Genomic DNA, 13,031 nt, shown 5'->3' on the forward strand with positions numbered 1-13,031 from the left:
TCTTCCTGACTAAAGGCTTTTTTATCCGGATGAATTGACAAGGGTAAGTTATGAAAAAGTTGCAATAAGAACAGTGCGGGATGGAGCAGTTGGTAGCTCGTCGGGCTCATAACCCGAAGGTCGTAGGTTCGAGTCCTGCTCCCGCTACCTAAAGAAACACGCTTTTAAGCGTGTTTCTTTTTAATCCCTTAACAAACTCATAAGCAAAACTTTACGACACAGTTAAAAAAGCGATTGAAAATTGTTGATTAATTTATACTGTTTTTTTTAGACAGTTTGTTTTGCGCCTAAAGGGTAGCACAAATCGAAATTTTAGCGTTTTGTTCACGCGTTGAATCCACAATTGGATTTTTTTTTATTTTGAATTGTGCCCACGATGCGGATACAATTCAAATTAACTGATATTAAAAGGTAAGAATGTTTCCCGTTCTCCTTTTTAGCACACCGCTAACCTTGTTAATTACCCCTCGTAAGTTTCCAGCGTTCCTGAACGGGCATTGTGACGCAGTCTATCCAATACCTAATCTTTAATCAGCCTCAAAAATGGATTGAGATAATAATCGCTTAACATTAATACAATAATTAACAATTCAATTTGCAAAGTGGAATTTCTATAAATCCCCGCTAACCGGCTATTTATAGCTGACAGAAAAAGAATTAAATGAAAGCTGCCGCCATTTTACTATTTGCCATTATAGTGTCGTTGTTGTTTAAGCCGGTTATCCACATGAGCATATCAAAGGTATCTACCATTGATTCCTTGGGCGCCTGCCAGGGAGTATCCATCCAGCAGGGAAAGGCGTTTTTGTATGGTGATCGCGAGGTCGGAATGATGAGGCAGTTTTCTTTTAATAAAGATACGCTGGTTTATGATCACAAAGAGTGTAAGCTTACCGTTGACGGAAAAAATGTAATTAATCACCCCACAGGACTTGCCCGGCACGGTGATTTGCCTGTGTTTATGGGGAATTCTGTAAAGCCGCAAAAAGGCGAGACGACATGGAAGGCCCTGATCTATTGTATCAACTGGAAAGGTTTGTGGAAAACTGGAACATTGGACGGCAACCTCCTAAAAACGATTGAAGACGACGCTTGTATCCAGGGCACCAGGCCGGAATATGTTAAATATCATAATAAATGGTACGTGGCAACCGCAGACTATGGTAATCATGGGAACGAGGTAAGGTTGTATGATCCAGAACGGCTAAGCCATTGTTCAAAAACGAGCGAACCCGGCGTACTATATAAGAAATTCACGTGTACACCGTGGGTACAAAACCTGTACTGGCTTGATAACGAGGGTATCATTGTACTGATACAAAATCAAATCGAGGGCCGTAAGTGGCGTTTTAGCTTTCTGGACCTTGAAAAATCAATTCAAACAGGACAGCAACAGGTTATCAAAGAAGTCGATATTGATACGAGGGCGGATGAACTGGAGGGATTTGCATTTACCGGTCAGCGCAATAAGGGAATTGCTGTTACATCTTCCCGCAAAAACAATGTCAATTGTATATATATAGGCTGGTGAATAAATAAACAGCAAAAGTATTCTTTTGTTAATATAAGCTTAATAACCGATAAGCATTAGCCTGATAGATTTGCTGCGTTAATCATCCGGGCAATATGGTATATCAAAATTTATCAGAACAATTGCTGTTGAGGAAATGCAGTGATGGTGATTCGGCGGCCTTTCATGAGATTTATAGCAGATATAAAACATTTGTTTACGCCATAGTTGTCGCAAGGCTTGAGGACCGGGACGACGCAAAGGACATAACACAGGATATCTTCATAAATTTATGGACCACACGGGAGCGCCTTGTTGAATTAAGAGATTTTAGACCCTGGTTATATGTTTTAAGCCGTAACCATGTAATCTCGGCCTATAGAAAACAAAGCATTCGCATAAAAGGCGAAGGGTACCTGCTACAACAGCTTTCGGAATTGGAACATTCGGCCGAAGATCACCGGCTCGCGCGCGAACTCAACGTCACCATTGTAAACGTTGTTGAGCACTTGCCCGAAACTATGCGCAACTGCTATAACTTAAGCAGGAACGAGGGGAGGCGAAATGCCGAAATTGCCGGGATCTTGAATATTTCCGAAAAAACGGTTCGCAATAACGTATCTGAAGCATTAAAACGTTTAAAATCAAACCTCCGCAGCACCCATCCCGAATTGTTGGTGCTGTCTTTTCTTTGTTTTCACTGGTTGTTTCTTCAATTTTAAAACCACCTGCATTAAAAGTAACCTATTGTTAACGTTGTCTTAAAGGACATTATGCCCCGCTGCACGTGCTATACCAAAATACCATTAGTGGACAGCAGAATTAAGGAATTATTTGAACGATATCAATCGGGCGACGCCAGTATTGAAGAACGGCGACTGGTTGAAGATTGGTTCGCGGCTTTCGATAGCCAACAACAAAAAGATTTTAGCAAAGAACATAGCGCTGAACTATTTGTGCAGATGGACCGGAAAATTGGCAGCATGTTGGAGAGCCACCCAGCCAGGAATAGAATGTCCGCACGTTGGTTGCAGGTTGCTGCAGTCTTTCTTATTGGGGCTGGCCTGGTATTTTACAAAACATTCAGCAGAGCTCCCAAAGTTCCGGCTGGCTACACGCTGATTTCGGTACCAAAGGGTGTTAAAAAGCAACTTTCGTTGCCTGACGGTTCAACGGTTTATCTTAATTCAGGTTCAACACTTCGTATTTCGCCCGGTTTTGGCGTTACCAACAGGCGAATATCGCTAACTGGCGAAGGATTTTTTATCGTAAAGCACAATCAAACCAATCCTTTCACAATTCAATCGGGCAGGCTTATCATAACCGACATAGGTACCTCCTTTAACGTTAAAGCTTATGCTGAAGAAAGCCTGGTTAAAGTGGCTGTTGAAAGCGGCGAGGTTAACGTAAAAGAAGAGAATGCAGGTAAAGAAGCACCCATATTTCCAAAATCAATTATCCGTAACCAGCAACTTATTTATAGCAAGGATAGCCGGCGGGCTATTTTAAATGATACACAAACCATCGAAGTATCTGCCTGGAGGAAAAACCAGCTCCGCTTTGACAATGCTTCGTTCGGTGAAATCGCTACCACCCTTGAAAGATGGTACGGGGTAACCGTTAACGTGCATGGCCATACAGATAACCGCCGCTATACTGTGAGCTTTAATAATGAGCCCGTTTCAAATGTGTTAAAAGTCCTTGGAAAGCTGTCAGGCATGAGTTACCAGGTAATCAACAAATCCATACAAATTAATTTAAAGCCCAATAAAAGCATGAAGTAAAACAACCATCACCAAACGCAGGGAATGTTTCAGCATCCCCTGCATGGCTGCGCAGAATTCGGCGCCATCAATTTAAACGATTACGCAATCATTAAAATTAAATCAAAAATGCAAAATTTTTATCGAATCAGGCATTCAAATTCGCTATTAAAGGGGATAACCACAGGAATATTGCCCTTAATTTTAACCACCCTGTTAATATTCACTTTTGTGATCCCGGCCTCCGCAACAGAAGGTCAAACCATTAATAATACCCGGATCTCCATCATGGCCGAGGATTTGTCAATAAAGGCGATTTTTAATATCATCGAAAGCAAGACAACATTTATTATTGGGTATGACAATACCGTGGACGTTACGAAACGTGCGTCACTACACGTTATTAACAAAACCGTAAGCCAGGTTTTGCAGCAGATATTAAAAGACTACCGGGGAACGATTAGCCAGGTAGATGAATACCATGTGCTGATAAGAGTTGAAAAAGCGCCTGCAGCGCCAAAGATGCCCGTAACGGTTCAGCCGATCCAGGTCAAGATTACAGGTACCGTTGTTGATGAGAAAGACCTCCCGCTCCCAGGGGTAAGTGTTTATGAAAAAACGTCGCGCAAAGGAACAGCTACGGATGCAAATGGGAAATACACCGTGACTGCTGAACAGGGCGCAACCTTGGTGTTCTCATTTGTTGGGTATGCCAGCCAGGAAGTAGTTGTGGGTAACCAAACTGAGATTAATATCAGGTTGAAGCCTGCCGCCAATATTCTTAACGAAGTAGTGGCAATTGGTTATCAAACTGTGCGTAAAAGCGATTTTACCGGGGCAGTTGCCAGTGTGAAGGCCAATGAACTGAACTTGTCGGCGCCTACCGTAGGGCAAGCGCTTGTTGGTAAAGTGGCGGGCGTACAGATTTCTCAAATAACCGGTGCGCCTTATCAAAGCACCAAAATCAGCGTACGCGGCGTGGGCTCAATCAATGCCAGTTCCGACCCGCTTTATGTAATTGACGGATATGCCGCAGGTAACGATTTGTTCATCAATCCGGAAGATATTGAATCGATTGATATATTAAAAGATGCGGCGTCGGCGGCTATTTACGGTTCTAGGGCGGCAGGTGGCGTGGTACTGATTACCACAAAGCATGGCGCTAAACAAAATTCAAAAGGCAAGTTTGAATATGACTACCAGGCGGGTATTAACCAGCTGGCAAAAAAGGTTGATCTTTTAAATGCAGATCAATTTGCTCAATTGGTAATTGACGGTCGCAATAATTCATACCATGACCTTTGGGTAACCACAGGCCATACCTGGAACGATGCCATGTATTCCGATCCTAACGCCACCCGTATTGCAAACGTAGGTAATGCGGCTTCGGTAAGCATCCCCGCGACATTGTATAATTTTACTTCACAAACGCCCATTCATCAAACCATTAATACCGACTGGCAAAAAGAATTGTACCGTAACGCGCTGGCGCAAAGCCACAACCTGTCGTTCACAGGCAATTCAAATGGTACGGCCTATTATTTGAGCGCCGGCTACCAGGACCAGCCGGGCATTATGCTGGGTACCGGTCAGCAAAAAATTAACCTGCGGGCTAATGTCGATGGTACCATCGGCACAAAGCTTAAAGCAGGGGCAAATATATCGTTTACACAAAACACCAACCAGGAAACCCAGGATGGGCGGTGGGACCACAGCCCCGCTTTTGGGGCACTGATTTATATGCCGTTTTTACCTGCGTATAATGCTGATGGCAGCATAGCCACAAACGTAGCGGCCGCGCAATCCACGGCATATGGTTATCAATCAATTGAAAACCCCATTGCCACCGCTACGCTGATAAAAATAAATCGCGTGGGCGACAGGGCCACTTATAACGCGCACGCCAACTATACCATTACAACTGGACTTACCTTTAATGCCAGCCTAGGCATGCAAACCTATGCCGAAAATTATAACTACTACCTGCCCACCAGTATCAGTAACGGTGCAAACCCGCCTTACTCATCCCAATCGATAGCCGCAGCAAAAGCCATCCGCCAAACAATTGATTACAGGGACCAACTAGGTGAGTTTACGCTGAATTATACAAAGCAATTGGGGAAGAACCATTTTGACGGTGTGGTAGGTTATACCGCACAAAAAACGGTTAATAATGTACTCACCGTACAGGGAACAGGCTTTCAGAATGATAATGTTCCAAATATCACCGGTGCCGCCCCAAGCCAGATCACATTAATAACCAGCAGCCCGCCCGAAGGCGTGCAGGCAACCGGTGACCAAACTTATACCCTGCTATCATACCTGGCAAGAGTAAACTATAATTACGACAGCAGGTATTTCCTTTCGGCTTCCTTCCGTACCGATGGTTCATCACGCTTTGGTGCAACAAACCGTTATGCTTCTTTTCCTTCCGTGTCGGCCGGCTGGAACCTGTCAGACGAGAAGTTTTACCATGGCTGGCTTGGTGATCAATCAACTGTTAAGCTACGTGCAAGCTGGGGCCTGAGTGGTAATAACAATATAGGCAATTACAATACCCAGCGCGTTTATGGCTCGCCGCAAAACGTTGTGTTCGGCACCGGCTCATTATCGTCCGCACTAACCGCCGGCAATATCAAGGATGCCAACCTGGGTTGGGAATCCACCTCCCAGTTTAATTTTGGCGCCGACCTGGGGCTGCTAAAGGGAAGGTTGTTTATTATCGCCAATTATTATCTCAGCAAGTCTTACAATTTATTATTTAATGAGCCTATATCGGCAGTTTCAGGCAGCTCAACTATCCTTACAAATTTAGGGTCGGGGTCAAAAGTAAGTAACAAAGGGTTTGACATCCAGGTTGATGGGAAAGCAATAGCCACTAATGATTTCAGCTTGAATATCAGCGGCAACATCTCAATAAACCGCAATAAGGTGTTAGGTCTCAGCGGTAATAATACAGTGATCACCAACGGTGCCGAACGCTCCTATTTAACCAGCATAACAGAAACAGGCCAGCCAATAGGTATGTTCTATGGCTACCAGGTAGCAGGCATGGTAACTGCAGCTGATCTCGGCAACATTGCTGCTGACCGGGCCAACTACAACTCAACCACCCATTCGTACCCTGCCGGTTATAAAATTGTTGGCCCGCCTATTTCTACCTTTTCAACCACCCCTTTACAGGCAGGCGATCTTTATTTTAAAGATGTTAACGGCGATGGCGTAATTAACAGCAAAGACGCCGGCATCATCGGTAACCCGTATCCGAAGTTTACTTATGGCTTTGCCATCAGTGCAACGTATAAGAATTTTTATTTCAGCTCGGCTTTTGCAGGCTCATACGGCAACCAGGTGCTTGACGGGCAGGATTACTATCTGTACAACATGGAGGGCTCGGGCAACCAGTATGCCGATGTTGCGGAACACTACCGTAATGCCGCCAATCCCGGCAACGGCTCTGTTTACCGGGCCTCACGCGGCAGCACACAAAGTAACAGCACAAGGCTGTCAACCTTTTATTTACAGGATGGCTCGTTTTTACGGAATACCAACATGACTTTAGGCTATAACATCAAATCGGCATTTATAACACGTAATTTGGGTTTAACAGGGCTTAAAATATACGGGGCGGTTAATAATGCCTTCACCATTACCAAATACAAAGGCTATAATCCTGAAGTTAATTATGACTATACCTACGCCGGTTCGCAAGGTGCCAACCTTGCCCCCGGTATTGATTACGGTGTATATCCATTGGTGCGTTCGTATAACATGGGGGTTAAAGCAACTTTTTAATTAAAAAACAATTCTGAAAGCAAATGAAGAATATAAAATTTAAGTTATTGTGCCTGGCAGCGTTATTTGTCCTGGGCTCATGCAAAAAGGATTTTTTACAGCAAAATGATCCTGACGCCAATGCAATTGGCAATTCCTTTAAAACTGAAAACGATGTTTTACTGGCGGTTAATGGCTGTTACTCTTTATTAAGAAGCGGTAACACAATAGGCGAAAGCAGCGATTTATGGACCGACCAGCGTTCTGATGATACCGGAACCAATGATAACCAATCAAACGCAGGTGAGCCTTTTGGATTCAATAATTTCTCGCTGATACCAACTAACAGTTATTTATATACGCACTGGCTCGCCATGTATGCCGTTATTTCAAACTGTAACATTGTGTTGTCAAATATTGATAAGGTTTCATTTGCTAACCCTGCCACCAAACAGAAATATAAGGCAGAGGCCGAGTTTATAAGGGCGCTGATTTATTTTCACCTGGTGCGCGAATGGGGGGATGTTCCGCTGGTAACCAAACAACTTACCACAACTGAAGACATTGCCGCCAATACCGCCCGGACCAAACAAGCAACGGTGTATGCCCAGATAGTAACTGATTTAAAAGATGCCGCTAATAGCCCGTTGCCGGCTACCCAGTCTGCAGGGACAATAGGCCGTATATCGCTGGCTGCGGTAAACACTTTGCTTGGACAGGTATATTTAACCATGGCAACTACATTGGATGCTGCAACTAAAACCGACAACCTGAACAACGCCTTAACATATCTTACAAACGCTTACAATGCAAAAACCTTTGGACGATTGAGTGATATACCTTACAGTGATGTGTTTGATGTAACTAAGAAATCTACCTGCCCTGAACTTATCTGGCAGATTGTAAATATCCAGGGTGATCCTGTTTACAGCTCAAGCATAGCCGCCAACAGCCAGGCTATAGGCGAAACTATTAATTCGCAAAAGCCATCAACTGGTGTTGGGGATAATGTAACGCACGACTTGGTAAATGAATATGAAAATGGTGATCCCCGTATGGTATTTTCAATTAAATATGCTGCCGCATCAACCGTAAAGGATTGGTATGTAACCAAATTCAGGGACGTAAGTTCGGGTGCCGGTAAGAATGGTTATGGCGGAAATGACTGGATATTGATGCGGTATGCAGATGTTATACTGATGCTGGCCGAAACCAACATGTACCTAGGGAACAATGCCGTTGCCACTCAGTATTTGGATATGGTACGTGCACGGGCAGGTATGCCAACCTATGAGGTTTCATCAGTCGACCCGGTTTACAGCGCCAGTTATCCAACACTGAAGCTGGCCATATTGCATGAACGCCGTGTCGAACTGGCCTTTGAGCATCATCGCTGGTTTGATTTACTAAGGACTTTCACCACCGACGAACTGGTGACTTATTTCCGGAACAAAAGCCAGGCAAACTTTGGCTCAGCGCTGTTGTCAAACTTTACCACCAAAGACAGGTATTATCCTATCCCATTCAATGAAACCAAGTTAGACCCGGTAAAAATGTACCAGAACCCGGGTTATTAACACTCTTTTTCAGAATATAAGGAGGAAGCTAATTTCAGTTTCCTCCTTAATAAACAGACAATAGTTATGAAGAAAATAAAAAATTATTGCCGGTTATCCCTGGCAATACTGCTGATTTTTTGTGTTGTTAACAGCATGGCGCAGGCCGGTTTTAATAAAAACTACCACTTCCTGCGTTCGGATAATTTGGTGGCCGATAAAGATTTTTACCTGCTCACCGTATTAGACCATTCACCTGCCGTTAAATCAGTTATTGAAGGCGATGCTTATTTTAAGCAATTATTTGCCGACCGGTTGGCTTTGCTAAAAAGCCATGCAACAGATACCTGTACGCACCCGTTATCGTTAGTTGGCGGGTTTAAATACAGTAAGGAAGATTCTGTGCAATTGGCCGAAAATATTAGCTCCTTATATAAAAGCCACCAGGCGATATTTGATCAAATGATTAACAACCATTTGCGCCCGTCAGGATACTACCAGCGCTTTGCCGACCTAAGCAATGCCGACCTGCTTTTAAAAGCCTGGGGACAATACGTTTATGGCATAAACTATATTATCAACCAGTTTGGCCTCGGCAAAAAAATGCGTTACCCCCGCATCGATACTGCCAGCTACGTAGTTTCCAGCCGTTATTATCGAACAGTGATGAAGGATATGTTTTCGTTGCTTGATGAACAAGCAAACGGAATAAAGCTCTTTTATCAGCCATCGCTGGTTGTCGCCATGCATTTGATGGATGCCAATGACCGTGATGAGCCGGCCCGGTTTGAGCCGATGGAGCAAAACGATAATAAGGCAGCTGTTGCTAAAATTAAGACGACCCAATGGAATAAGTACCCATACGCGGCAATCGTGATACCGGGTAACGGCCCCGAGTTATATACCACCCCCGTAAGCCCGGATAACAAAATCCATTGCGATGCTGCCGCCGCGCGTTACCTCAAAGGAATGGCCCCCTTTATTATTACCAGCGGTGGGTATTGCTATCCGTTCCGCGGCCCGTATTGCGAAGCCATCGAGATGAAGAAATACCTGATGAAAAAATTTGGCATCCCCGGCGATGCAATTATTATTGATCCTCACGCGCGCCATACCACAACCAATTTCAGGAATGCCGATCGCTTAATTATCCGTTACGGCATGCCGACCGATAAGCCGTCCCTGTTTATTACCAGTAAAAGCCAGCACGACAGTGTAATGAAGGATACTTTTGATAAAAGAAACATGCATGAGCTGGGATATTTACCTTACCGGGATAAAAAAAGTATTTCGAATCATGATGTTGTTTTTTACCCGGTTTATGAAAGTTTGCACATGGACCCTTTAGATCCGTTAGATCCATAGCTACTCACATAAGGGGATACCAGCAAAAAGCGAGAGATCCTTTTTTCGACAGAAAGAAGCTTTCGCATTTTTCTTTGGATAAAAGTTGCATGGTTTTGATAATAAACTAATTATCGGCAATCGCAGCAAGTCTTCTTCAAATTGGTTCGATTTTAGTCCTGTTGGGGCTACCTTCAGTTAAAAAGCCTCAAGTCGAAAGATTTGAGGCTTTTTTGTTTCTCACCCTGGTGTTAACCACGCGGGGCATTTATAGCTCCAGTTATTTTTGACTGGTAAAAAAAAGCGCTATCGGTCTCGCTTAACCTTTATTCAATTTTTAACGGCGGACCGGCAATCTGCATTCCGTTATCTGCAAAAAGCGTAACGAGTTCATCATGGTCTGGTTCATGATCTAACCCTGCCAGGGTAACAAAAAAGTTTTCCATCTTACCTGCCGGTTGAAAAATAACCGTCATTTTTCCTTTCGCTGAAACCTGGGTCCAGGCATGCGGAACTTTCATCGGCAGGAAAATGCTGTCGCCGGCAGACAGGTGGTATTTATCATCCCCCACTCTAAAAAAATAGTCCCCCTCCAAAACGTAAAAAACCTCATCCTGCGCATGATGGATATGTAAGGGGGTTCCTCTTCCCTGCGAAAGACTTGTTTGTTCAAAAATAACCATATTCCCGTTGGTGTCGGTCCCGGATACTTTAACATCCATAATATTGGAATTTACACCTTTCAATTTAATATGACCATGCAGCCTTCCCGCACCCTTATCCGTTTTAAACCCTTTGCCCGGGCCCGTTTGACCCAGCATACCGAAAGACTTAGCAACTAAAGGGAACGCAGCGGTTGCCAGTGCTGCCGCAATAAATTTTTCTCTTTTCATGATTTTAAGGTTTTAAAACACAGAGAGTAATACTCAAATATACTTATAAAGTACTGGAAATTAAATGATTGCTTCCCATTTTAAGGGTAAAAATTTGTTTACTAACGGCTTGGGTAACGTTCCCCTCTATTTGTCCGGTTACAAATCCTACCAAAGGTAGTGCCCGTTCACCTGAAGCAAAAAAGCGGGATGCTAAATATACCCCGCTTTTTTAATAATGAATAAAAACCTTTTTTTACCTCAAGACCAATTCGGCAAGCGCTTCTTTGGTAAAACCTTTTAGCTCATCTGTGCGCCCTTCATGGATTTTTTTGGGCCAAAAAGGATCAGACAATAGCGGGCGTCCCACTGCTACCAGGTCAAAATCGCCGCGATCCATTCTTCTCATCAATTCGTCAAGCGAACTTGGCTGTGAACTTTCGCCTGCAAATGCAGCCAAAAATTCGCCGTTTAACCCTACCGAGCCAACCGTAATGGTTGCCTTGCCGCTTATCTTTTTAGCCCACCCCGCAAAATTCAAGTCCGAACCTTCAAATTCAGGCTCCCAGAACCTGCGCTGCGAACAATGGAAAATATCAACACCTGCGTCGGCCAGCGGGTTAAGCCAGGCTTCCATCTCCTGCGGCGTTTTAGCAAGCTGATAAGTATAAGCGGCCGGTTTCCATTGCGACAGGCGTATAATTACCGCAAAGTCGTCTCCTACCCTTTTTCTTACTTCCTTAATCACTTCTATCGCAAAGCGGCTGCGTTCGGGCAAAGTTTTGCCACCATATAAATCCGTGCGTTCATTGGTACCTTCCCAAAAAAACTGGTCTATCAAATAACCATGGGCGCCATGTATTTCAACACAATCAAAACCGAGGCTTTTTGCATCTGCAGCGGCTTGTCCAAAGGCAGCAATGGTATCGGCAATATCACTTTCAGTCATGGTTTTGCCATTGTTAAATCCCGGGCGGTTTAACCCCGATGGCCCTTCAAAAGGCTCTGCAGGCAGCCAGCCTGAACGGTGGTTGTCCATAACACCCATGTGCCAGATCTGCGGGCCCATTGACCCACCGGCCTGGTGCACCTCATCAATTACGTTTTTCCAGCCGGCAAGTGCTTCCGTTCCATAAAAATGGGGAATATTGGCATCGTTTGATGACGACACCCGATTAATTACGGTACCTTCAGAAAGGATCAGGCCCGCTTCTCCCTCTGCTCTTTTACGATAGTAGGCTGCAACATTAGCTGTTGGGATGCCATTTGGCGAAAATGAGCGCGTCATAGGCGCCATTACTATCCGGTTTTTTATATTTAATGATTTCAGGCTGAACGGCCTGAATAAGCCTTCTGTATTCATGTATTTTATGTTTATTTAAATTTCTGTTTCGATAATTTTACTGAGGGCAGCAAACGCCTCATCATTCCTTTTGTAGTAGGTCCACTGTCCTTTACGGGTAGCTGTCACCAGCCCGGCCCGTTGTAAAGTAGACAAATATTCTGATACGGTAGATTGCGTAAGGCCTGTTTTTAGCTGGATCTGGCCAACGCAAACGCCATCGGCAAAACCATAAACTTCCTGGGCAGGAAAGCTGAGCTCCGGCTCTTTAAGCCAGTTCAATATCTGCAGCCTGGTTTTGTTTGAAAGCGCCTTAAAAATTTCTACCTGGTCCATGCCACAAAGGTATATCGACTTTTCCCGATATACCAATCTGATTTATTAAATGACCTTTTTGTGATTTTTCTGTTTACACCCTAATTTTGTAAATTAGCAGGGTAATCGCTTCAATTTCGGTAAGTAACTACAAAATGAAAGAGCCCAAAATTCAAACACTGCATCCTGAAATTGGCAAGCAGAATAAAACGATTTCGTTGGAGAAATACGAAACGATAAGGTCGGCGATCCTGGAAATTTTGCAAACTGACAGCCTTACCCATACCGAATTAATGGAAGCGCTTCATGCGCGCATCCACACCTATTTCACAGGCAATGCACAATGGTATGGCGAAACGGTTAAATTAGATCTCGAAGCCCGGAAATTGATTAAAAGGAGCACTACAAAACCACCGGTTTATAGCCTGTATGCCTAAGCATTAGTTTAAAAAGGAGCCTTTAACTTATTCATTGCAAACAGCGGTTCATACCCCCCCCCGGTATTTTTTATTTCGAATTCCCAATGGTTGTAATTTCAATAAAATAAAAGCATAT

10 protein-coding genes and 1 tRNA gene are annotated in these 13,031 nt (G+C 44.0%); 8 read left to right on the forward strand and 3 right to left on the reverse strand.

The annotated features are described in order from the left end of the window. Window positions 1–74 precede the first annotated feature (74 nt). From MuYL_RS16910 to MuYL_RS16940, 7 genes are all read left to right on the forward strand, one after another. Window positions 75–147, forward strand: a tRNA-Met gene (locus tag MuYL_RS16910). Window positions 148–661: 514 nt separating this feature from the next. After that, a complete protein-coding gene (locus MuYL_RS16915; RefSeq protein ID WP_094571682.1) occupies window positions 662–1,531 on the forward strand; it encodes a hypothetical protein in 870 nt (289 codons plus the stop codon). Window positions 1,532–1,626: 95 nt separating this feature from the next. Continuing rightward, window positions 1,627–2,232: an RNA polymerase sigma factor gene (locus tag MuYL_RS16920; RefSeq protein ID WP_094571683.1), complete on the forward strand. Its 606-nt coding sequence runs from the start codon at window positions 1,627–1,629 to the stop codon at window positions 2,230–2,232. Between the two features lie 87 nt (window positions 2,233–2,319). Continuing rightward, window positions 2,320–3,294, forward strand: coding sequence for a FecR family protein (locus MuYL_RS16925; protein WP_170309762.1), 975 nt, complete (start codon window positions 2,320–2,322; stop codon window positions 3,292–3,294). A gap of 108 nt (window positions 3,295–3,402) precedes the next feature. Next, complete coding sequence (locus MuYL_RS16930; RefSeq protein WP_094572996.1) at window positions 3,403–7,068, forward strand: SusC/RagA family TonB-linked outer membrane protein; 3,666 nt, start codon at window positions 3,403–3,405, stop codon at window positions 7,066–7,068. Window positions 7,069–7,091: 23 nt separating this feature from the next. Further along, window positions 7,092–8,624 carry a RagB/SusD family nutrient uptake outer membrane protein gene (locus MuYL_RS16935; protein WP_094571685.1) on the forward strand — a complete coding sequence of 511 codons (1,533 nt, stop codon included), beginning with the start codon at window positions 7,092–7,094 and terminating at the stop codon, window positions 8,622–8,624. Between the two features lie 66 nt (window positions 8,625–8,690). Then, window positions 8,691–9,968, forward strand: a complete 1,278-nt coding sequence (locus tag MuYL_RS16940; RefSeq protein WP_094571686.1) for a YdcF family protein — start codon at window positions 8,691–8,693, stop codon at window positions 9,966–9,968. Window positions 9,969–10,273: 305 nt separating this feature from the next. Here the strand turns inward: MuYL_RS16940 and MuYL_RS16945 are convergent, their stop codons facing one another. The 3 genes from MuYL_RS16945 to MuYL_RS16955 form a co-directional block, all read right to left on the reverse strand. Beyond that, window positions 10,274–10,840: a cupin domain-containing protein gene (locus MuYL_RS16945; RefSeq protein WP_094571687.1), complete on the reverse strand. Its 567-nt coding sequence runs from the start codon at window positions 10,838–10,840 to the stop codon at window positions 10,274–10,276. 235 nt (window positions 10,841–11,075) lie between these two features. Next, entirely contained in the window at window positions 11,076–12,182 is a 1,107-nt protein-coding gene (locus tag MuYL_RS16950) for an NADH:flavin oxidoreductase (RefSeq protein ID WP_094571688.1), read from the reverse strand. Between the two features lie 15 nt (window positions 12,183–12,197). Next, window positions 12,198–12,497: an ArsR/SmtB family transcription factor gene (locus MuYL_RS16955; RefSeq protein WP_094571689.1), complete on the reverse strand. Its 300-nt coding sequence runs from the start codon at window positions 12,495–12,497 to the stop codon at window positions 12,198–12,200. 134 nt (window positions 12,498–12,631) lie between these two features. On the opposite strand from MuYL_RS16955, the gene MuYL_RS16960 reads away from it, so the two are divergent. Then, a complete protein-coding gene (locus MuYL_RS16960; RefSeq protein WP_094571690.1) occupies window positions 12,632–12,913 on the forward strand; it encodes a DUF6958 family protein in 282 nt (93 codons plus the stop codon). The last annotated feature ends 118 nt before the right edge of the window (window positions 12,914–13,031 follow it).

The sequence above is a fragment of the Mucilaginibacter xinganensis genome, assembly GCF_002257585.1.
In the GTDB taxonomy this organism is placed as follows: Bacteria; Bacteroidota; Bacteroidia; order Sphingobacteriales; family Sphingobacteriaceae; genus Mucilaginibacter; species Mucilaginibacter xinganensis.

What these genes read in the sequence shown, in the direction of transcription:
- MuYL_RS16960 (WP_094571690.1), top strand. Translation starts at nt 12,632, where the DNA reads ATGAAAGAGCCCAAAATTCAAACACTGCATCCTGAAATTGGCAAGCAG.
- MuYL_RS16920 (WP_094571683.1), top strand. Translation starts at nt 1,627, where the DNA reads ATGGTATATCAAAATTTATCAGAACAATTGCTGTTGAGGAAATGCAGT.
- MuYL_RS16950 (WP_094571688.1), bottom strand. Translation starts at nt 12,182, where the DNA reads ATGAATACAGAAGGCTTATTCAGGCCGTTCAGCCTGAAATCATTAAAT.
- MuYL_RS16940 (WP_094571686.1), top strand. Translation starts at nt 8,691, where the DNA reads ATGAAGAAAATAAAAAATTATTGCCGGTTATCCCTGGCAATACTGCTG.
- MuYL_RS16935 (WP_094571685.1), top strand. Translation starts at nt 7,092, where the DNA reads ATGAAGAATATAAAATTTAAGTTATTGTGCCTGGCAGCGTTATTTGTC.
- MuYL_RS16915 (WP_094571682.1), top strand. Translation starts at nt 662, where the DNA reads ATGAAAGCTGCCGCCATTTTACTATTTGCCATTATAGTGTCGTTGTTG.
- MuYL_RS16930 (WP_094572996.1), top strand. Translation starts at nt 3,403, where the DNA reads ATGCAAAATTTTTATCGAATCAGGCATTCAAATTCGCTATTAAAGGGG.
- MuYL_RS16955 (WP_094571689.1), bottom strand. Translation starts at nt 12,497, where the DNA reads ATGGACCAGGTAGAAATTTTTAAGGCGCTTTCAAACAAAACCAGGCTG.
- MuYL_RS16945 (WP_094571687.1), bottom strand. Translation starts at nt 10,840, where the DNA reads ATGAAAAGAGAAAAATTTATTGCGGCAGCACTGGCAACCGCTGCGTTC.